Genomic DNA, 21,741 nt, shown 5'->3' on the forward strand with positions numbered 1-21,741 from the left:
TTCAAGCCTCGTGAATGCGCTGCTTGAAGGTCCGGGCGATGGCGTTCACGCCGGGTTGGTAATGGGCTTCTTCAATGGCGGCCAGGGCCAGTTGCAGGGCCTTGTCGGCGATCAGCTGGTGCTGCTGGGCCATGGCATTGACCGGCAGCGGCAAAAAGTCCAGAAGCTGGGTATCGCCGAAGGTGCCCAGGCGCAGCGGCCGCGACTTGAGCGGAAAGTCATGCAGCGCGTCGAACACCCCTTGCAGCAACACATAGGAGGTGGTCACCAGGGCATCCGGCAGATGGCCCAGGCGCTCCAGCAGCGCTACCATCAACTGGCGCCCGCAGTCACGGCTGAAGGCTTCGCCCTGTTCGATCAGCACCTGGCCGTCGAAACCTTCCAGCGCCTGTTTGAAGCCGGCGGCGCGTTCGCGGCTGATGCCCAGCTCGGGGCGGGCGCCGATCAGGGCGATCTGCCGCGGCTGGGGCTGTAGCAGGCTGCGGGTCAATTGCAGACTGGCTTGCTGGTCGTCGCTGATCACCGAGCAGAAAAACTCCGGCTCCATCACCCGATCGATGGCGATGATCGGCAGGCCCTGGGCCTGCAACAGGCGATAGGTGTCATCCTCCGGCGGCAGGCAACTGGCGACGAACAGCGCATCGCAGCGGCGCGCGCGGAACAGTTGCAGCAACTGCCGCTCGCTGTCCGGGGCATCGTCGGAGCTGGCGATCAGCAACTGGTAGCCACGGGCGCGGGCGCCTTGCTCGAGCAACTTGGCAATGCGCGCGTAACTGGGGTTTTCCAGGTCCGGCAGGATGAAACCCAGGGTCCGGGTCCGCCGGCTGCGTAGCCCGGCGGCTTGAGGGTTGGGCGTGAAGCCATGTTCCTCGACCACCGCCCGGACCCGTTCGACGGTCGCGTTGCTGATGCGTTGCTGTTCGGCCTTGCCGTTGATGACGTAGCTGGCGGTGGTGACGGACACACCGGCCAGTCTGGCGATATCGCTGAGTTTCAACCCGGGTTTTCCTTGTTTTCTGGAGCTTGCCCCGACATTTTCGCCAATCCTAACCGATATGGGCAGGCGACCAATGTCGGAACGTGCAACCGACAGGTAGGACTTCAAGGATGATTGATTATCGAGTAACGTGCCCGTCATTGTAGATTAAACGTTTCAGCACGCGTATTTTCTAGGAATATGAGCAAACGGAAACAGGGCCTTGCCAAGCCGACGGTCCCGTTTGTGGCATTAACGCCGCCTGACTGATTCACTCAAAACAATACCTAGCGCCCCAGCGCTAAATAGGAGAAAGCATGCTCGAGCTCACTATTGAGCAGATATCCATGGGCCAGTCGGCTGTGGATAAGTCCGCCGCACTGCACCTGCTCGCCGACAAACTGGTGGCCGACGGCCTGGTCGCCGAAGGTTACCTGGCTGGCCTGCAGGCCCGCGAAGCCCAGGGCTCGACCTTTCTCGGTCAAGGTATTGCCATTCCCCACGGCACCCCGGAAACCCGCGACCAGGTGTTCGCCACTGGCGTGCGCCTGCTGCAATTTCCCGAGGGCGTGGACTGGGGCGATGGCCAGATCGTCTATCTGGCGATCGGCATCGCCGCCAAATCCGACGAACACCTGCGCCTGCTGCAACTCTTGACCCGCGCCCTCGGCGAAACCGACCTGGGCCAGGCCCTGCGTCGCGCCAGCTCGCCCGAAGCCCTGCTGAAACTGCTGCAAGGCGCGCCGCAGGAGCTGGCGCTGGATGCGCAGATGATCGGCCTGGGCGTGGCCGCCGAAGATTTCGAAGAACTGGTATGGCGCGGCGCCCGCCTGCTTCGCCAGGCCGATTGCGTCAGCAACGGTTTTGCCGCGGTGCTGCAACAGGTCGAGGCACTGCCCCTGGGCGATGGCCTGTGGTGGCTGCACAGTGAGCAGACCGTCAAGCGCCCGGGCCTGGCCTTCGTCACCCCGGACAAACCAATTCGTTACCTCGGCCAGCCCCTGGCCGGGCTGTTCTGCCTGGCCAGCCTGGGCGAGGCCCACCAGGCCCTGCTTGAGCGCCTGTGCGCGCTGCTGATCGAAGGCCGTGGCCATGAACTGGGCCGGGCGACCAGCAGCCGTGCGGTGCTGGAAGTACTGGGCGGCGAACTGCCGGCCGACTGGCCGAGCGCGCGCATCGTGCTGGCCAACGCCCACGGTTTGCATGCGCGCCCGGCGAAGATCCTGGCGCAGTTGGCGAAAAGCTTCGAGGGCGAGATCCGCGTGCGCATCCTCGACACACCGGGCTCCGCCGTCTCGGTGAAGAGCCTGAGCAAGCTGCTGAGCCTCGGCGCCCGCCGTGGCCAGACCCTGGAGCTGATCGCCGAACCGAACATCGCCGCCGACGCCCTGCCAGCCTTGCTGGCGGCCATCGCCGAAGGGCTGGGGGAAGAAGTCGAGCCGGTGGCGCAAGCCAGCGCGCCCCAGGAAGTGCCGGAAGAAATCGAGGTGCCCATCAGCGCGCCGGCTTCCGGCAGCCTGGTCCAGGCCATCCCGGCGGCGCCCGGCATCGCCATCGGCCCGGCGCATATCCAGGTGATCCAGCCATTCGACTACCCGTTGCGCGGCGAATCCACCGCCAGCGAGCGCGAGCGTCTGCAACAGGCCCTGGCCGAGGTCCGTCATGACATCGACGGCCTGATCCAGCGCAGCAAGGCCAAGGCGATTCGCGAGATTTTCGTGACCCACCAGGAAATGCTCGACGACCCGGAACTGACCGACGAAGTCGACACCCGCCTCAAGCAGGGCGAAAGCGCCGCAGCGGCCTGGATGACGGTGATCGAAGCCGCCGCCCGGCAACAGGAAGCCTTGCACGATGCGCTGCTGGCCGAACGTGCCGCCGACCTGCGGGACATCGGCCGCCGGGTGCTGGCCCAGCTGTGCGGAGTGCAGACCCCGGTCGAGCCGGATGAACCCTACATCCTGGTGATGGATGAGGTTGGCCCGTCGGACGTGGCGCGCCTCGATCCGGCGCGGGTGGCCGGCATTCTTACCGCCCGTGGCGGTGCCACCGCCCACAGCGCGATCGTCGCCCGCGCCCTGGGGATTCCGGCGCTGGTCGGCGCCGGGGCTGGCGTGCTGCTGCTCAAGCCGGGCACGCCGCTGCTGCTCGATGGTCAGCGCGGTCGCCTGCATGTGGACGCCGATGCCGGCACCCTGCAACGGGCCACCGAAGAGCGCGATACCCGCGAGCAACGGCTCAAGGCCGCCGCCGAACAGCGCCATCAACTGGCGCACACCACCGATGGCCATCACGTCGAGGTCTTCGCCAATATCGGTGAAAGCGCGGGCGTGACCAGCGCCGTGGACAACGGCGCCGAAGGCATTGGCCTGCTGCGCACCGAGCTGATTTTCATGGCCCACCCACAAGCGCCGGACGAAGCCACCCAGGAAGCCGAATACCGCCGCGTGCTCGATGGCCTGGCCGGGCGGCCGCTGGTGGTGCGCACCCTGGATGTCGGCGGCGACAAACCGCTGCCGTACTGGCCGATCGCCAAGGAAGAAAACCCCTTCCTCGGCGTGCGCGGCATCCGCCTGACCCTGCAACGTCCGCAGATCATGGAAGCCCAGCTGCGCGCGCTGCTGCGCTCGGCGGACAACCGCCCGCTGCGGATCATGTTCCCCATGGTCGGCAGCGTCGACGAATGGCGCGCCGCCCGCGACATGACCGAGCGCCTGCGCCTGGAGATCCCGGTGGCCGACCTGCAACTGGGGATCATGATCGAAGTGCCGTCCGCCGCCTTGCTGGCGCCGGTGCTGGCCAAGGAAGTGGACTTCTTCAGCGTCGGCACCAACGACCTGACCCAATACACCCTGGCCATCGACCGTGGTCACCCGACCCTGTCGGCCCAGGCCGACGGCCTGCACCCGGCGGTGCTGCAACTGATCGACATCACCGTGCGCGCGGCCCATGCCCACGGCAAGTGGGTCGGTGTGTGCGGCGAGCTGGCGGCCGATCCGCTGGCGGTGCCGGTGCTGGTCGGCCTGGGTGTGGACGAACTGAGCGTCTCCGGACGCAGCATCGCCGAGGTCAAGGCACGCATTCGCGAACTCAGCCTGACCCAGGCGCAAACCCTTGCTGAACAGGCCCTGGCCGTCGGCAGCGCGAACGATGTGCGCGCCCTTGTGGAGGCCATGTAATGGCAAAGATTCTTACCCTGACCCTGAACCCGGCGCTGGACCTCACCGTCCAGCTGACGCGCCTGGAACCGGGGCAGGTCAACCGCAGCGAAGCCATGCACACTCACGCCGCCGGCAAGGGTGTGAACGTGGCCCAGGTGCTGGCCGACCTTGGCCATCAGCTGACCGTCAGCGGCTTTCTTGGTGCAGACAATCCCCAGGCCTTCGAGGCGTTGTTCGCCCGGCGCGGTTTTGTCGACGCCTTTATTCGCGTGCCCGGGGAAACCCGCAGCAACATCAAGCTGGCCGAACAGGATGGGCGCATCACCGATCTCAACGGCCCCGGCCCGGAGGTCGACGCGGCGGCGCAACAGGCGCTGCTCGAGCGCCTGGAACAGATCGCCCCGGGGCATGACGCGGTGGTGGTGGCCGGCAGCCTGCCGCGCGGCGTCAGCCCGCAATGGCTGCACGCCTTGCTGACCCGTCTCAAGGCACTGGGGTTGAAAGTGGCGCTGGACACCAGCGGCGAAGCCCTGCGCGCCGGCCTGGACGCCGGGCCCTGGCTGGTCAAGCCGAACACCGAGGAACTGGCCGAGGCCCTGGGCAGCCCGCTGCTGTCGCTGGCGACCCAGGCCGCAGCCGCCAGGCGCCTGCACGCCCAGGGCGTCGAGCATGTGGTGATTTCCCATGGCGCCGAAGGCGTGAACTGGTTCAGTGCCGCGCCGGCCCTGCAGGCGTTGCCGCCGAAGGTCAGCGTGGCCAGCACCGTCGGTGCCGGCGACTCGTTGCTGGCCGGCATGCTCCACGGCCTGCTCAGCGCCCACGCTTTTGAACAGACCCTGCGCACCGCCACGGCCATCGCCGCCATGGCCGTGACCCAGATTGGTTTCGGCATCACCGATGCCGCGCAGTTGGCACAGCTTGAACAGGGGGTGCGCGTTCATCCCCTCATAGAACAATAAGAGGGTTGGTCATGAAGTTAGCCATTGTTACCGCCTGCCCGAACGGCATGGTCACCAGTGTGCTGTGCGCCCGGTTGCTGGACGCCGCGGCCCAGCGCCAGGGCTGGAGCACCAGTGTCGAAGTGCATGACGAGGCGCACCCGGAACGGCAGTTGTCGGCCGCCACCCTCGAAGCGGCCGAGTGGGTGCTGGTGGTCAGCACCGGGCCTTTGGACATGTCGCGTTTCGTTGGCAAGCGGGTGTTCCAGAGCTCGCCCTCCGTGGCCCTGCAGGACGTCGACGGCGTGCTGCGCCGTGGCGCCGAGGAGGCCCAGGTGTATGTCGCGGCCGAAGCCGTGGCCGAGCCGGCGCCGGCCAGCAAGAACGCCCCCCGGCTGGTGGCGGTCACCGCCTGCCCGACCGGCGTGGCCCACACCTTTATGGCAGCCGAGGCCTTGCAGCAGACCGCCAAGCGCCTGGGTTATGAGCTGCAAGTGGAAACCCAGGGCTCGGTGGGCGCGCGCAACCCGTTGAGCGCCGAGGCCATCGCCGCGGCGGACGTGGTGCTGCTGGCCGCGGACATCGAAGTGCCCACCGAGCGCTTCGCCGGCAAGAAGATCTACCGCTGCGGCACCGGCATCGCCCTCAAACAATCGGAGGCGACCCTGAACAAGGCCCTGGCCGAAGGCCAGGTGGAATCGGCAGCGGCGGGCGCTGGCGCGGCGCCGGCCAAGCAAGAGAAAACCGGGGTCTACAAGCACCTGCTGACTGGTGTGTCGTTCATGCTGCCGATGGTGGTGGCGGGGGGCTTGATGATCGCCCTGTCCTTCGTCTTCGGCATCACCGCGTTCAAGGAGGAGGGGACCCTGGCCGCGGCGCTGATGCAAATCGGCGGCGACACCGCGTTCAAGCTGATGGTGCCGCTGCTGGCCGGTTACATCGCCTATTCCATCGCCGACCGCCCGGGCCTGGCGCCGGGGATGATCGGCGGCATGCTTGCCAGCACCCTGGGCGCGGGCTTTATCGGCGGGATCATTGCCGGTTTCATCGCCGGCTATGCGGCCAAGGCCATCAGTAAATACGCGCGCTTGCCCCAGAGCCTGGAGGCCTTGAAGCCGATCCTGATCATCCCGTTGCTGGCCAGCCTGTTCACCGGCCTGGTGATGATCTATGTGGTGGGCAAGCCGGTGGCGGGAATGCTCGCCGGCCTGACCCACTTCCTCGACAGCATGGGCACCACCAACGCGATCCTGCTGGGGGTGTTGCTCGGCGGCATGATGTGCGTCGACCTTGGCGGGCCGATCAACAAGGCGGCCTATGCCTTCTCCGTGGGGCTGCTGGCGTCGCAGAGTTATGCACCGATGGCGGCGACCATGGCCGCCGGCATGGTGCCGCCGATCGGCCTGGGTATCGCGACCTTTATCGCCCGGCGCAAGTTCGCCCAGAGCGAGCGGGAAGCCGGCAAGGCGGCCTTGGTGCTGGGGCTGTGCTTTATCTCGGAAGGGGCGATTCCGTTCGCCGCCAAGGACCCGTTGCGGGTGATCCCGGCGAGCATCGCCGGCGGCGCGCTGACCGGGGCGCTGTCGATGTATTTTGGCTGCAAGCTGATGGCGCCCCATGGTGGGTTGTTTGTGATGTTGATTCCGAATGCGATCAATCATGCGTTGTTGTATTTGCTGGCGATTGTGGCGGGGAGTTTGTTGACGGCGGTGGTGTATGCGCTGGTGAAGCGGCCGGAGGCGGCTGAGCTGGCGCTGGAGCCGGTCAAGGCTTGACGGCTGTTCTGCGTTGACTTCGATGGCGCCCGGGTGGCGCCATTGTTGTTTCTGGTGATTGCTGACTCTGTAGGAGCGAGGCTTGCCCGCGATGGCGCCCGCTCCGGCGCTGCATTTTTTGGACGGGGTACATATCCGTTTCTGCGGTAACGGCTGCTGGCGGTTTCGCCCTTACGGCGACTCACTTTTTTCAGACGCCGGAATGCCGGCCCAGCAAAAAGTAACCAAAAAACGCTTGCCCCTGCGTACGGCCTTCGCTGCGCTCAGGTTCCCTCGCTCCGGCGTCCATCAGGGGGCATCGACTCCGGTCGGCTTCGCTTCGACCTCCATACGATGTCCTCGACTGCGTCGAGGGGCGCTGCGCGCCATCCCCCTGATGAACACCTCCACTCGGCCTCCCGATGGGGCGGGTAGATCAAGATCAAAAGCTAAAGCCTGGCGCGACCTACCGGTCGGCGCTAACTCCTGTAGCCGCTGCCGAGCCCGCGAGGCTGCGATCGGCCGCGCAGCGGACGCAGGGTCTTGAAACCGCTGGAGGACCTTCGGTCCTATCGCAGCCTGCGGCAGCGGCTACAGGGATCGCGGTTATATCGGAGCCTTTTGTAGGTGCGAGCTTGCTCGCGATCAGGTCCCGCGGCTGACAGGTTTGTTGTGTAAGACGCTGTCTGAAAGTGAGGCGCTTCGCTTTCCTTTGTAAGGCTTTTCCGAGAAACTCCGGGCCGCTTGCGTCTGGTAACGGCGCTATCTAGCCTCGGGTTCGTCACTGACTTTTCGGTGATCGGGTCTAGCAGCCCGGGTCAAGACGCAAGTCGCACCATCAGCACTGCATTTTCCATTTGCAGTGTTCTGTTATGGCGACTGTGCGTGGGAGCGCCTTCGGGCGCGCCGGTTTCCTTGACCCGGTCTGCTAGCCCGCGTACAGCCGCCACCTTTCTATGCCGTCTAGCAGCGGTGGGTGGTGGCTTCATGTCGAGGAGCCACACCATGAAAAAACTCGTCCCCGATCCACCCGTTTCCCTGTCGTTCTCACGCCGCAATCCAGACCACGACCAGGCCAATGAGCAGGTCCGTCAGGCGCTGGCCAACCATCCGGTGGAAGGTTCGTTGCTCGCAGCCTTGAAACCCACCGCGGCGGGGCCTGCGGGTAACGACTCGCTCTTCACCGTCCGTCCTGGCATCAGCGCCGAAGAGGCGTTGCTTCACGTTTCGATCCTGCTCAAGGCAGCCGAAGATGTGTCCGATGAGATCACCGAGCGGGCCAGTGGCGTGGAGCGTGGCCTGATCTGGTCGCTGATCCATAACGTGGAGATGGCGCGAGGTGTGGTGGATGCGTTGCTCGACGGCAGCCGCCCGCCAACGCAAGCCTGAACCCTGAACCCTGAACCCTGAACCCTGAACCCTGAACCCTGAACCCTGTAGCCGCTGCCGAGCCCGCGAGGCTGCGATCGGCCTGGGCGGCATTCCGACGAAGCGGACGCAAAAGTCTTGAGACCGCAGGAGGACCTTCGGTCCTGTCGCAGCCTGCGGCAGCGGCTACAGGGCGTGCCGTCTTTGGGGCAGTGTCATACGGAGTTCATTGCCGCTGGCTAAAGTTGCCTTTTCACTTTGGGTCGGAGGGATCCACGATGAGCGATTTCACTCTCGGTCGGCGGCGTTTGATTCAGGTGGCGGGGGCGGGGTTGTTGCTGCCGGGGCTGGCGCCGGCGGTGATCGCGTCGCCCAAGGACCGGCCGAAGATGGTCGATGGCGTGCAGTCCGGGGACTTGCTTGGCGACCGGGCGATGGTCTGGAGCCGTACCGACCGGCCGGCGCGGATGGTGGTGGAGTGGGATACCCGCAGCCTGTTCAGCAACCCGCGCAAGTTTGTCTCGCCGCTGGCCGATGCCCGCACCGACTTCACCGCGCGGGTCGAGCTGGGCGGGCTGCCCACCGATCAGGCGATTTTTTATCGGGTGTATTTCGAGGACGCGCAGACCGGCGTGCGCAGCAAGCCCTGGTTCGGCCATTTGCGCAGCGTGCCGCAGACTCGCCGCGATATCCGTTTTGTGTGGAGCGGCGACACCGTCGGCCAGGGTTTTGGCATCAACCCGGACATTGGCGGCATGCGTATCTACGAGGCCATGCGCCGGCGCCTGCCGGACTTTTTTATCCACAGCGGCGACACCATTTACGCCGACGGCCCGGTGCCGGCGCAGCTGACCACCGAGAACGGCCGGGTATGGCGCAATATCACCACCGAGGCCAAAAGCAAGGTCGCCGAGACCCTCGACGAATACCGCGGCAACTACCGCTATAACCTGCTGGACGAGAACGTGCGGCGCTTCAACGCCGAGGTGCCGCAGATCTGGCAGTGGGACGACCATGAGGTGGTCAACAACTGGTCGCCGAGCAAGGTGCTGGATGAGCGCTACACCAGCAAAGATATCCACACCCTGGTGGGGCGCGCGCGGCAGGCCTGGCTGGAATACGCTCCGATGCGCTTGCAGAGCGCCGACCAGGGCGGGCGCATCTATCGCAAGTTGAGCTACGGGCCGCTGCTGGATGTGTTCGTGCTGGACATGCGCAGTTATCGCGGCGGCAACGACGACAACCTTGGCGCGGCCAAGCCGTTTCTTGGCCGCGAACAGCTGGACTGGCTCAAGCAGGGGCTCAAGCACTCCAAGGCGCAGTGGAAGGTGGTGGCGGCCGACATGCCCATCGGCCTTGGCGTGCCGGACGGCGAGGTCAGCCCCGGCGTGCCGCGCTGGGAGGCGATCGCCAACGGCGACCCGGGCCCGGCCCAGGGCCGCGAGTTGGAGATCGCCGAGTTGCTGGCGTTCCTGCGCAAGCACAAGGTGCGCAACCATGTGTGGCTGACGGCGGATGTGCACTACTGCGCGGCGCACCATTACCACCCGGACCGCGCGGCGTTCCAGGATTTCGAACCGTTCTGGGAATTCGTCGCCGGGCCTTTGAATGCCGGCAGTTTCGGGCCCAACGCGCTGGACCAGACCTTCGGCCCGGAGGTGGTGTTCCAGAAGGCGCCGCCGGCGCAGAACACCTCGCCGTTCGCCGGGTTCCAGTTCTTCGGCGAGGTGCAGATCGAAGGGCAGAGCGGGGAGTTGAAGGTGACGCTGCGGGACTTGGACGGGGTGGCGGTGTTCGAGCGCAAGTTGCAGCCGGTGTAGTCATGTAGGAGCGAGGCTTGCCCGCGATGGCGGTATCAAGGCCGCTACCGGCCTTTGGCCTATCGCGAGCAAGCTTCGCTCCTACAGAAGCGTGGAGTGGGTCAGTAGACGTCGCGGCGATAGCGGCCTTGCTCGATCAGCCGTTCGACGACCTCGGCGCCCAGCACTTCGTTGAGCATCTGGTCCACGCCCGAGGCCATGCCTTGCAGGCTGCCGCAGATGTAGATCGCGGCGCCGTCGGCCAGCCATTGCTTGAGGCGTTCGGCCTGTTGGCGCAGGCGATCCTGGACGTAGATTTTCTCGACCTGGTCGCGGGAGAACGCCAGGTCCAGGCGGCGCAGGTCGCCGGCGGTCAGCCATTCCTGCAGCTCGTCCTTGCAGTAGAAGTCATGCTCGGCGTTGCGCTCGCCGAAGATCAGCCAGTTGTCTTGCTGGCCGTCGGCGATGCGCGCCTTGAGCAGGCTGCGCAAGCCGGCCAGGCCCGTGCCGTTGCCCAGCAGGATCAGCGGGCAAGGCTCGGCCGGCAGATGGAAGCCGCTGTTGCGCCGCACCCGCAGGCTGATGACCGAACCGACCGGCGCATGCTCGGTGAGCCAGCCGGAGCCGATGCCCAGGCTGCCGTCGGGGTGACGTTCCTGGCGCACCAGCAACTCCAGCTGGCCATCGCTGGCAATCGAGGCGATGGAGTATTCGCGCATGGCCAGCGGCACCAGGGCATCCACCAGCGCCTGGGCATGCAGGCCCACCAGATGGGCACGGTTTTCCGGGAGCTGGCGGCTGGCCAGGGCCTGGGTCAGGGTTTCCGTCAGGCCGTCGAGCTGTACCGTGGCGCTGCCGTCCAGGCCGAGGCCGTCGAGGAAGAACTCGATGGCCCATGCGCAATTGCGCGGCAGCACTTCTACCAGGTCGCCGGCCAGCCAGCTGTTTGGCTGCGGTGGGGTGAGGCCCAGCAGGTAGACGCCCGAACCGCTGCTGTCCGGGTTTAACAGCTCGCGTTGGTTCAGGGTCCAGTTGTCGTAGGCGGGCGCCTGCCACAGGTCCACCGGCGCCTGGCCGATCAACTGGCCCAGTTGCTGCTGCCAGTGGCGCAAGGCGTAGCTGTCGCCGCTGTCGACTTCCACCGGGGCGAACAGGGTGTTGCCGCCATGTTCGGCCAGCCAGCCATGCAGGCGCTTGGCAAAACCGCAGAAGTGCGGGTATTGCCGGTCGCCCAGGCCCAGTACGGCGTACTTGAGGTTGTCCAGGGACAGGGCGCGGCCCAATACCTTGCGCTCGAAGCCCCGGGCGCTGTCCGGCGCTTCGCCGTCGCCGAAGGTGCTGACCACGAACAATGCGTTCTGGGTATTGAGCAGGTCCTGCTCGCTGACGCTGGCCAGCGGCTGGACCTTGGTCGGTACGCCGGCGGCCTGCAATTGCCCGGCGGTCTGCCAGGCCAGTTGTTCGGCGAAACCGCTCTGGCTGGCGAAGCCGATCAGCCAGGCCGAGGCATCGCCGGTGTCGGTGCTCAGGCCCTGGCGCGCGTCCTTGATCTGGCGTTTCTTGCGCCGGCGATCCAGGTACAGCAGCCAGCCGGTGATAAAGAACAGCGGCATGGTCAGCGAAGCAATGGTCACCAGAATCCGCCCGACAATGCCGAAGTAGCTGCCCACGTGCAGGGCATAAATGCTGGTCAGCAACTGTGCCTTGAGGCTCTTGTCGCTATAGCGGTCATGGCGGCTGACTACGCCGCTGTTGGGGTCGATGGTGATCTGGTTCAGCGCCCGGTCATGGGGCGAATTCTTCAGCAGGTAGAACACGGTCGCCGGCTGGCCGGCCACCGCCGGCATGCGGATGTTGTAGGAGCTCAGGTCCTTGCCAGCGGTGCTGTAGATGCCCAGCCACATGGCGTTGTAGTCGGCGGTCGGCGCCGGGCCCTGGGGCGGCGCGCCTCGGCCGCCCTTCATGCGTTGGCTCTGTGGCGAGTCGGCCAGCAGCTTGTTCAGGCCCTTGTTGTACCACTCGTAGGACCAGGACAAGCCAGTCAGCGCCGCCAGTAGATAGAACAGCAGGCACCAGGTCCCGGCCACGGCGTGCAGGTCCCAGTTGAAGCCGCGGCCTTTTTTCGCCCAGTCCAGGGTCAGCCAGGCACGCCAGCTCGCCACCTGGCGCGGCCAGCGCAGGTAGAGGCCGGACAGGCAGAAGAAAATCAGGATCAGGGTGCAGGCGCCGGTGATCTGCCGGCCGCTGTCGCCCATGGCCAGGAAACGGTGCAGTTGCAGCATCAGGCCGAAGAAGTCCTGGCCCAGGGCGGCGCCCATGAATTCGCCGGTGTAGGGGTCGAAATAACGCATTTCGCCACGGCGCTGGCCCGGTGGCGGGGTGAACCAGACGCGGGCGGCGTTGCCGCTGTCGGCTTCCACGGTGAGCATCGACACGGTCTTGCCCGAGGCCGCCTGGATTTTTTCCACCAGCTCGGCGGGCGGCAGGACCCCGGCCGGCTGCTTTTCCACCTGCAGTGTGGAGGGGTTGAGGGCACGCAGGATTTCATCCTGGAACGACACGGTCGCTCCGGTAATGCCCATCAAGGCCAGGACCAGGCCGGCGCTGATGCCGAAAAACCAGTGCAACTGGAACAGGGTTTTCTTCAACACATCGACCGCCTCGTTGGTTCTTAAGTCTGTGCCACGGCGCGCATTATGCCGTGAGTTGTCGAGAAACATTCTTTCTTACGCACAAAAGCCCCACTTGCCGAAACAGGTGGGGCTCATGCGTTTGTAGCCGCTGCCGAAGGCTGCGATAGGACCGCAGGTCCTCCAGCGATCTTGAGATCCTGCGCCTCCTGCGGCAGTGGCTACAGGTCCACCGTGTAGCCGCTGCCGAGCCCTGGCGAGGCTGCGATCGGCTTGGGCGGCATTCCGACGCAGCAGTCGCCAAACCCGACGCCCGTACAGGTCAGGCATACCGCAGCGCCAGCTTTGCGGGGCTGCGCCCCGATCGCAGCCTGCGGCAGCGGCTACAGGTGAAACCCGCCGCGTTCCACCTCGTCAGAAGTGGAAGTTGGTGGTGAACAAGGCGGTACGGCCGGCTGCCTGGTTGGCAAAGTGCGCCGAGTAGGCTTTGTCGTAGTAGGTCTTGTCGGTCAGGTTCTGCACGTTCAGCTGCAGGTCGACGTTCTTGCTCAGCTTGTAGCTGGCCATGGCGTCGTAGCGGGTGTAGGACGGCACATACACGGTGTTGCCGGCATCGCCATACACTTCATCGACATAGAACGCACCGCCACCGACGGTCAGCTTCGGTAGCACTTCATAAGTGGTCCACAGGCTGAAGCTGTTTTTCGGTGTGTTCGGCATTTCATTGCCTTTGTTCGAACCGGCGCTGACGACCCCGTTACGCCCGTTGAGGCCGGCGTCCACCAGCTCGCTTTTCAGGTAGCTGTAGCCGGCGAAGACTTGCCACTTGTCGGTGATCTTGCCGCTGGCCGACAGCTCCAGGCCGTCGACGCGGGACTCACCGGCGTTCTGGTAGGTCAGGGCATCGACCAGGATGCGGGTGTTTTTCTTCTCGGTACGGAACACCGCGGCGGTCAGGGACAGGCGATCGTTGAACACGTCCCACTTGGTGCCCAGCTCGTAGTTGACGGTTTCTTCCGGTTGCAGATCGCTGACGCTGGCGCCGGCGGACAGCGGGTTGCCGTCCGCGCCTTCACCCACCAGGCCGCCCGCTGGCGAGGCCGAGGTGGCGTAGGAGGCATAAACGCTGCCGTTGTCCGTCGGTTTCCACACCAGGCCGGCCTGCCAGTTCCAGAACTGGCTGTCGTCCTTGATCTTGGTGCGCCCAGTGGCGGTGTCGGTATTGGCCACGGTGTCGAAAGTGTCGTAGCGCAGGCCGACGTTGAGCAGCCATTGCGGATCGAGCTCGATGGTGTCGAACACATAGGCCGCGCGGCTGGTGGCTTTGGTGTTGGTGCCGTAGTAGTTGCGGCTGATCGCGCCGGTCCAGGCATCGTCCGGGTTCGGGTTGCTCAGCGAGGTGCAGCTGGGGATGCTGCCCGGGTTACAGACCTTGGCGGTGTTGCCGGCGATGTTGTAGCTGCTGACGCGAGTCTCTTCGCCAGTGAACTCAAGGCCGGTGGAGTAGGTGTGCTTGAAGCCCAGGGCCTGGAATTCGCCGAACAGGTCGGTCTGGTTGGTGGTGGTTTCGGTGGTGGACACCCGCGAGTTGGCGCGACGCCACACGGTGCCGTACTTGTTGACGTTGAACTTGCTGTCGTCCGGCTGGGTGAGGATGTAGTCCTGGCCGGTGTTGCCATGACGCAGGGTGTTTTTCAGCGTCATGTTGTCGTTCAGGTCGTGCTCGATGGAGACGGTGCTGATGTCCGCGCGGGTCTTGCGGAAGTCCCGATCCTTCAAGCCATAGAAGTTGTCGCTGTCGCCGCCGTCGGTGGGTTTGTCGTGCTTGTGGGCGGTGGCGCTGGCCGAGCTGTAGCCGTAGGGAATGCCCGAATCCGGCAGGTCGTCGCTTTCCATGTGGTAGTAGCTGAAGTTGACGCGGGTCGGGGTGCCCAGGCCGAAGGTCAGGGACGGTGCCACGCCCCAGCGGTCGTAGTTGACGGCGTCGCGACCGGCCACGTTCTGCTCGTGGCTCATCAGGTTCAGGCGGAAGGCGGCGCTGTCGAGGAACTGGCGGTTGACGTCCAGCACATAACGGCGGGTCTGGTCGGAGCCATAGGTGAAGCCGCCGTTGAGGAAGTCTTGCTGCTTGGGCGTCTTGCTCACCAGGTTGAGGCTGCCGCCGGCCGAGCCGCGACCGCCGAAGGAGGAGTTGGGCCCCTTGCTGACTTCGATCGATTCGATGTCGAAGATCTCGCGGCTCTGGCCGCCGGTATCGCGCACGCCATCGAGGTAGGTGTCGCCCTGGGCATCGAAGCCACGGATGAACGGACGGTCGCCTTGCGGGTTGCCGCCTTCGCCGGCGCCGAAGGTAATGCCCGGCACGGTGCGCAGCGCATCCTGCAGCGAGGTGGCGGCGGTGTCCTTGAGCACTTGTTGAGGCACCACGGTGACCGAGCGCGGCGTGTTGACCAGCGGCGCGGTGTACTTCTGCGACGAGGCTTTTTCGACCTGGTAGGACGTCTGGTCCTGGGCTTCGCCGGTGATGCTGGTGGCGTCCAGGGAAATGGCATTGCCGGCGGCTTTCTTCTCGGTGTTTTCCGCGGCAAAAGCCATATGGGCTGCGGAGCCGGCGGTGATTGCCACGCCAATCGCAGACGCCAGCAGGCGTGGTGAACCGAGCGGTAATTGTGGTGGTTGGCGCGACATGGTGATTCCCCTCCCCAAGGATTTGAGGCGGCGGAATATAAGGCGAACAAGTCTATGTATCAATTGCGAAATATTGCTATTCGCACGGAATTTACATTCTTTACAATTTCGCTTTACGGTTTTTACGCTTTCATTCGTCTGCGCATTTTACATTTGCAATAAGAATCAATATCATTTGCACCCCCTTTGCTTTCAGGTATTGCCTCATGCTCCTGCATATTCCCGGCCTGTTCTCCCGTGAAGAAGTGCTGCGTATCCGTGAGGCCCTGGAGCAGGCGGACTGGGCCGACGGCAAGATCACCGCCGGTTACCAGTCGGCCAAGGCCAAGCACAACCTGCAACTGCCCGAAGGCCACCCGCTGGCCCAGGAGATTGGCGCGGCGATGCTCGAGCGCCTGTGGCAGCACCCGCGCTTCATGTCGGCGGCGCTGCCGCACAAGGTTTTCCCGCCGCTGCTCAACTGCTACACCGCCGGTGGCAGTTTCGACTTTCATATCGACAACGCCGTGCGCCAGCCCAAGGGCAGCGTCGAGCGGGTGCGGACCGACCTGTCGTCGACCCTGTTTTTCAGCGACCCGGAGGACTACGACGGCGGCGAGCTGGAAATCCAGGACACCTTCGGCACCCAGCGGGTGAAGCTGCCGGCCGGCGACATGGTGCTGTACCCGGGCACCAGCCTGCACAAAGTCAACGCGGTCACCCGCGGCACCCGTTACGCGTCGTTCTTCTGGACCCAGAGCCTGGTGCGCGAAGACAGCCAGCGCGCCCTGCTGTTCGAGATGGACGAGGCGATCCAGCAACTGACCCGCGACATGCCGGAGCATCCGTCGTTGATCCGCCTGACCGGCACCTACCACAACCTATTGCGTCGCTGGGTCGAGGTGTAAGCCGTGAGTTTCCAGTTACGCCGCGAGGAAGTCCTCGACGGCGAGCAACTGCGCGCCATGCTCGAACAGAGCCCGGCCCGGGCCGCCCAGGCGATCCTGCTGGCAGCCGGGGAGGGCGTGCCGGATGCCCAGGCGCTGCTCGGGCAGATCCTGCTCGACGGCCTGGGCATCGAGCGCGACCAGGCGCTGGCGCTGCGCTGGTTTGCGATCGCCGCCAAGGGCGGGCAGCTGATGGCGCGCAACATGCTGGGGCGTTGCCACGAGCATGGCTGGGGCTGCGAGGCCGATGCCCAGGCCGCCGCCGGGCATTATCGCCAGGCCGCCGAAGCCGGGCTGGACTGGGCGCTGTACAACTACGCCAACCTGCTGGCCACCGGTCGCGGGGTCGCTGAAAACCAGGCCCTGGCCTTGAGCTGCTACCAGCGGGCGGCCACTATGGGGCACGCCAAATCCATGAACCTGTTGGGCCGTTATCTGGAGGAGGGGCGTCACTGCCCCAGGGATGTCGCGGCGGCCTGTGACTGGTATCGCCGTTCCGCCGAAGGCGGGGATTTTCGTGGGCAGTTCAGCCATGCCGCGGTGCTCGCCGATGCCGGGCGTATCGACGAGGCGCTGGGTTGGCTAAACAAGGCCCTGGAAGGCGGCAACTTGAACTTCTTGCGGGTCGCCCGCGGCGCCTTGTTGCAGGCTGCCCATCCACAGATTCGTGGCCTGGCCCTGGCGTATCACCAGCGTGCGGCGCAGTTGGGGGATGAAACCGACCGCGAGGCATTAGCCCGGCTGTAGCTTCTGTAGGAGCGAGGCTTGCCCGCGAAGGCGGCATCAAGGCCACCACCGGCCTTCGGCCTATCGCGAGCAAGCTTCGCTCCTACGGAGGCATTTTTTCAGCGTTTATCGCGCAGGCATAAAAAAAAGCCCATGACTGGTCATGGGCTTTTTCGTTGCGGCGTATCGCTTACACGTAGAAGGATTTCAGGGGCGGGAAGCCGTTGAATTCCACGGCGCTGTAGCTGGTGGTGTAGGCACCGGTGGACAGCCAGTACAGGCGGTCGCCGATGGCCAGGTTCAGCGGCAGGCCGTACTTGTAGTTCTCGTACATGATGTCGGCGCTGTCGCAGGTCGGGCCGGCGATTACCACTTCTTCCGTCTCGCCTTTCTTCTCGGTCCAGATCGGGAACTTGATGGCTTCGTCCATGGTTTCGATCAGGCCGGAGAACTTGCCCACGTCGGTGTAGATCCAGCGTTCCACGGCGGTCCGGGATTTACGCGCCACCAGCACCACTTCGCTGACCAGGATGCCGGCGTTGGCGATCAGCGAACGGCCTGGCTCGAGGATGATTTCCGGCAGCTCGTCGCCGAAGTCTTCCTTGAGGAAGCGAATGATTTCCTCGGCGTAGGTTTCCAGGCTGTTGGTGCGGGTGATGTAGTTGGCCGGGAAGCCGCCACCCATGTTGATCAGCTTGAGGTGGATGCCGTCTTCTTCCTTCAGGCGTTCGAAGATCACCTTGACCTTGGCGATCGCCGCATCCCAGACGCTAATGTCGCGCTGTTGCGAACCCACGTGGAACGACACGCCGTAAGGCACCAGGCCCAGGTCGCGAGCCAGAATCAGCAAGTCCATGGCCATGTCGGTCTGGCAGCCGAACTTGCGCGACAGCGGCCAGTCAGCGGTGGTCGAGCCTTCGGTGAGGATGCGCACATAGACTTTCGAGCCCGGCGCGGCCTTGGCGATGTTGCGCAGGTCGGCTTCGGAGTCGGTGGCATACAGACGCACGCCCTTCTCGTAGAAGTAGCGGATGTCCTTGGATTTCTTGATGGTGTTGCCGTAGCTGATCTGGTCCGGGCTGACGCCGCGGCCCAGCACCTTGTCCAGCTCGTAGATCGAGGCGATGTCGAAGTTCGAACCTTTTTCCCGCAGCAGGTCGATGATTTCGACGGCCGGGTTGGCCTTTACCGCGTAGTAGACCTTGGCGAACTCGAAACCGGCACGCAGGTCATCGTAGGCCTGGGCGATCATCTGGGTGTCGATGACCACGAACGGGGTTTCTTGCTTGTCGGCGAACGCCTTCATTTTCTGAAAGGTTTCGCGCGCGAAATAGTCTTCGACCTGAATCGACATACCTGGGAGCTCCTAATGGCAAACGGGTAAAAACAATGGGTGCAAATGAACGTCCTCCGTATCCCCACTTTGGTTCGCCTACTTCCCAAGGCATTGCCGCCGAAAGCAAAAAGGCCACCCAGATCGTTTGAGAGCTACTGCGTGCTGTGCGCCTTCGGCGCTACGCGAGCAATACTGTGTTGGGAAGAGGCTCGGAATGCTCATTTACAACCAGTAAATTCCGCTTCCTCGCCTCTTCCCGCCTTGTCTTGCCTGCGCTCGCTACGCTCTCAAACGATCTGCAAAAGGTTTCCCTATGGCCTTGCTGTCTCGTCGTCAGTACTTGAGCCGGATGGATCGTTTCCAGCATGGACGTTCGGCGCGAACTTTAGGGCGTGAGGGGCCTGAGATCAACAAAAAATGTCGCGTTTTTGCACGCGTTCGTCGCGTGGTCCGAGCCAGTCATTTATGTAACCGACCCAGATGACAGGCTGATGTTCCCCAGGGTGGGGAATCCGTGGCGTGAGGGGCCCAGTGCGGGCTGGTGTCGCGAGGCACTGTAGCCGCTGCCGAGGCACGAGGCTGCGATCGACTGCGAAGCAGGCGCAGACCCGGCACCTCGGTATATCAGGGCACCGAGGGCAGGGCGGCACGGCCGCTTTGCGGCCGATCGCAGCCTCATTCTTCGGCAGCGGCTACAAGATCCGGCCGATGCGGCAGGTCAGGCCAGTGCAGTCTCGGCCGGCGAGACGATGTTGGTCTTCATGCCGCGCGAGCGCCCGGAGCTGAGGTAGGCGGCAATCGATTCCTGGGTCACTTCGCCGAGGAACACCCGCTCGGCATCCAGCACCGGCAGCCACGAACGGTTGAATTCGTACATCCGCGACAGCAGGATCCGCAGGTGTTCGTCGTAGGCCGCGGTGGCGTTGAATTCGCGCAGGTACTGGGCGCAGGTGCCGGCCTGGCGGTGCAGGTCGCGGCGGCGCACATACCCCAGGGCCTTGTTGTCGGCGCAGGTCACCACCAGGTAGCGGCGGTCGTGTTCGTCCATCAGTTCCAGGGCGTCGGCCACCGGGGTGTCCGGGCTCACCGACGGCGCGTTGTCGGCGGCGTCCTCGGCCTTCACCAGCAGCAGGCGCTTGAGGGTGCTGTCCTGGCCGACGAAGTTGCTGACGAACTCGTCCGCCGGATGGGCCAGCAGGGTGTCCGGATGGTCGATCTGCAATAGCTTGCCGGCGCGGAAGATGGCGATCTTGTCGCCGAGCTTGATGGCTTCATCGATGTCGTGGCTGACCATGATCACGGTCTTGTTCAGCGCCCGCTGCATTTCGAAGAACTCGTTCTGGATCATCTCGCGGTTGATCGGGTCGACCGCGCCGAAAGGTTCGTCCATCAACAGCAGCGGCGCATCGGCCGCCAGCGCGCGGATCACCCCGATCCGCTGTTGCTGGCCTCCCGACAGTTCCCGTGGGTAGCGATGCAGATATTGCTTGGGTTCGAGCTTGATCATGCTCATCAGCTCGCGGGCGCGGTCATGGCATTTCTGCTTGTCCCAACCCAGCAGCTTGGGCACCACCACAATGTTTTCCTCGATGGTCATGTTGGGGAACAGGCCGATCTGCTGGATCACGTAGCCGATGTTGCGGCGCAGGGTCACTTCGTCGAGGCCAGTGGTGTCTTCGCCATTGATCAGCACCTTGCCCGAGGTCGGCATGATCAGGCGGTTGATCATCTTCAGCGTGGTGCTCTTGCCGCAGCCCGATGGACCAAGGAACACACAGATTTCGCCTTCATTGACGGTCAGGCTTACGGAGTCAACGGCGGTGATGGTCTTGCCGTTGCTTTGGAAGGTCTTGGTCAGGTTTTGAAGTTCGATCATTTGAGCAGTCCTTTTGGAGTCAAGGAGCGTTGCAGCCATTGCAGAAGCAGGTCGGCGAAGATGGCCAGGAGGCTGACCAGCACCGCGCCGACGATCAGCATCGACATGTCGCTGCGGCTGATGGAAGCAAGAATGAGCACACCCAGGCCGCCGGCGCCGATGGTGGCGGCGATGGTCATGACACCGATGTTCATCACCACCGCGGTACGCACGCCGGCGAGGATCACTGGCACGGCGATCGGCAGCTCGACCATGCGCAGGCGCTGGCCGAAGGTCATGCCGATGCCGCGGGCGGCTTCGCGAATCCCCGGCTCGACGCCGGTCAGCGCCAGGTAGGTGTTACGCATGATCGGCAACAGGGAGTAGAGAAACACCGCGGTGATCGCCGGCAGCGGCCCCAGGCCCTGGCCGAACCTGGAGTAGAACGGCAGCAGCAGGCCGAACAGGGCAATCGACGGAATGGTCAGCAGCACGGTGGCGCTGGCTTGCAGCGGGCCGGCGAGGGTCGGGAAGCGGGTCATCAGGATGCCCAGGGGCACGCCGAAGAGGATCGCCAGGGTCACGGCGATGCCCACCAGGGTGATGTGCTGCCAGGTCAGCTGGATGACTTGCTGCCAGTCGAGATGGGAAAAGGCGTTGAGAAATTCCATGGCTCTTTCCTCCCTCAATTCAGTGGGTGCTGGCGCAGGAAATCTGCGGCAACGGCGGATGGGCTTTCATGGTCGACGTCGACCCGGGCGTTGAGCTGGCGCATGGTTTCGTCGTCGAACAGTTCGGCCAGCGGCTTGAGGTCGGCGGCCAGTTGCGGGTGGGCGTCGAGGTAGGCCTGGCGTACCACGGGGGCCGCGGTGTAGTCGGGGAAGTAATGCAGGTCGTCGTTGAGCAATTTCAGGTTGAAGGCATTGAGCCGGCCGTCGGTGGTGTACACCAGGCCGGCGAACACCTGGCCGTTGCGCAGGGCGGTGTAGACCAGCCCTGCGTCCATCTGCCGGATGTTCTTGCGGGTCAGGTCCATGCCGTACAGCTTGACCATGCCTTGCAGACCGTCAGAGCGGTTGGCGAACTCGGTGTCCAGGGCGATCAGGTGGTGGTCCTGGCGTTCGGCGTCGAGGACGTGTTTCAGGTCGCTGACGCTGTTGATCTGCGGGTATGCGTCCGCGACGTTTTTCGGCAGGGCCAGGGCGTAGGTATTGCTGAATTTCGACGGGGTCAGCCAGACCAGGCCTTTTTTCCCGTCGAGTTCCTTGACCCGGTCGTAGGACTGTTGGCTGTCGAGTTTTTCCGTCACGTGGTTGTAGGCCACCAGGGACACCCCGGTGTATTCCCAGAGCATGTCCAGCTGCCCGCTTTCGTGGGCGCTGCGTGCCAGGTTGCTGCCCAGGCCGCCGGTGACCCGGGTGTCGTAACCCTTGCTACGCAGGTACTGCGAGGTGATTTCCGCCAGCAGCGTCTGCTCGGTGAAGACCCGGGCGCCGATGCGGATCACCGGCTTTTGCGCGGCCTGGGCAATTCCCGCGCACAGCAGGACGCAGCCTATGATCAAAGCTATTTTTTTCATGTGAA

Annotated in this window: 14 protein-coding genes; 7 read left to right on the plus strand and 7 right to left on the minus strand. The window is 64.5% G+C overall.

Annotated features, from left to right (window positions below; genetic code table 11):
* Position 1: 1 nt before the first annotated feature.
* Positions 2-997 (minus strand): catabolite repressor/activator, encoded by a 996-nt coding sequence (gene cra / locus AC07VU_RS00560; protein WP_009042138.1) that lies wholly within the window; start codon positions 995-997, stop codon positions 2-4.
* A gap of 296 nt (positions 998-1,293) precedes the next feature.
* Here cra and ptsP point away from each other — a divergent pair, with 296 nt between their 5' ends.
* The 5 genes from ptsP to AC07VU_RS00585 all read left to right on the plus strand — a co-directional run bounded on the left by ptsP (position 1,294) and on the right by AC07VU_RS00585 (position 10,017).
* Positions 1,294-4,155, plus strand: a complete 2,862-nt coding sequence (gene ptsP / locus AC07VU_RS00565; RefSeq protein WP_495029408.1) for a phosphoenolpyruvate--protein phosphotransferase — start codon at positions 1,294-1,296, stop codon at positions 4,153-4,155.
* Positions 4,155-5,096 carry a 1-phosphofructokinase gene (gene pfkB, locus AC07VU_RS00570; RefSeq protein WP_062823691.1) on the plus strand — a complete coding sequence of 314 codons (942 nt, stop codon included), beginning with the start codon at positions 4,155-4,157 and terminating at the stop codon, positions 5,094-5,096. The genes ptsP and pfkB overlap by 1 nt, the downstream gene beginning before the upstream one ends.
* A gap of 11 nt (positions 5,097-5,107) precedes the next feature.
* Positions 5,108-6,850 carry a PTS fructose-like transporter subunit IIB gene (locus AC07VU_RS00575; protein ID WP_092422207.1) on the plus strand — a complete coding sequence of 581 codons (1,743 nt, stop codon included), beginning with the start codon at positions 5,108-5,110 and terminating at the stop codon, positions 6,848-6,850.
* A 984-nt stretch (positions 6,851-7,834) separates the two neighbouring features.
* Complete coding sequence (locus AC07VU_RS00580) at positions 7,835-8,218, plus strand: DUF6124 family protein (RefSeq protein WP_495029409.1); 384 nt, start codon at positions 7,835-7,837, stop codon at positions 8,216-8,218.
* A gap of 257 nt (positions 8,219-8,475) precedes the next feature.
* Complete coding sequence (locus AC07VU_RS00585; protein ID WP_087091232.1) at positions 8,476-10,017, plus strand: alkaline phosphatase D family protein; 1,542 nt, start codon at positions 8,476-8,478, stop codon at positions 10,015-10,017.
* Between the two features lie 101 nt (positions 10,018-10,118).
* Here AC07VU_RS00585 and AC07VU_RS00590 read toward each other — a convergent pair whose 3' ends face one another.
* Entirely contained in the window at positions 10,119-12,647 is a 2,529-nt protein-coding gene (locus AC07VU_RS00590; RefSeq protein WP_495029410.1) for a PepSY domain-containing protein, read from the minus strand.
* Positions 12,648-13,040: 393 nt separating this feature from the next.
* Positions 13,041-15,314 (minus strand): TonB-dependent receptor, encoded by a 2,274-nt coding sequence (locus AC07VU_RS00595; protein WP_274305530.1) that lies wholly within the window; start codon positions 15,312-15,314, stop codon positions 13,041-13,043.
* A gap of 206 nt (positions 15,315-15,520) precedes the next feature.
* Here AC07VU_RS00595 and AC07VU_RS00600 point away from each other — a divergent pair, with 206 nt between their 5' ends.
* A complete protein-coding gene (locus AC07VU_RS00600; RefSeq protein ID WP_009042146.1) occupies positions 15,521-16,201 on the plus strand; it encodes a Fe2+-dependent dioxygenase in 681 nt (226 codons plus the stop codon).
* A 3-nt stretch (positions 16,202-16,204) separates the two neighbouring features.
* The gene (locus AC07VU_RS00605) at positions 16,205-16,987 is read left to right on the plus strand and encodes a tetratricopeptide repeat protein (RefSeq protein ID WP_495029411.1); all 783 of its coding nucleotides are present in this window, start codon (positions 16,205-16,207) and stop codon (positions 16,985-16,987) included.
* A gap of 169 nt (positions 16,988-17,156) precedes the next feature.
* Here AC07VU_RS00605 and AC07VU_RS00610 read toward each other — a convergent pair whose 3' ends face one another.
* The 4 genes from AC07VU_RS00610 to AC07VU_RS00625 form a co-directional block, all read right to left on the minus strand.
* On the minus strand, positions 17,157-18,320 hold the full coding sequence (locus AC07VU_RS00610) for a type III PLP-dependent enzyme (RefSeq protein WP_007923836.1): 1,164 nt from the start codon (positions 18,318-18,320) through the stop codon (positions 17,157-17,159).
* Positions 18,321-19,020: 700 nt separating this feature from the next.
* Positions 19,021-20,178: an osmoprotectant ABC transporter ATP-binding protein OsmV gene (locus AC07VU_RS00615; RefSeq protein ID WP_274305532.1), complete on the minus strand. Its 1,158-nt coding sequence runs from the start codon at positions 20,176-20,178 to the stop codon at positions 19,021-19,023.
* On the minus strand, positions 20,175-20,828 hold the full coding sequence (locus AC07VU_RS00620) for an ABC transporter permease (RefSeq protein WP_087091236.1): 654 nt from the start codon (positions 20,826-20,828) through the stop codon (positions 20,175-20,177). Before AC07VU_RS00620 ends, AC07VU_RS00615 begins: the two co-directional genes overlap by 4 nt.
* Positions 20,829-20,842: 14 nt before the next feature.
* Entirely contained in the window at positions 20,843-21,736 is an 894-nt protein-coding gene (locus AC07VU_RS00625) for a glycine betaine ABC transporter substrate-binding protein (RefSeq protein WP_274335808.1), read from the minus strand.
* Between the last annotated feature and the right edge of the window lie 5 nt (positions 21,737-21,741).

It is taken from the genome of Pseudomonas sp. GW821-FHT02B10 (assembly GCF_059421865.1).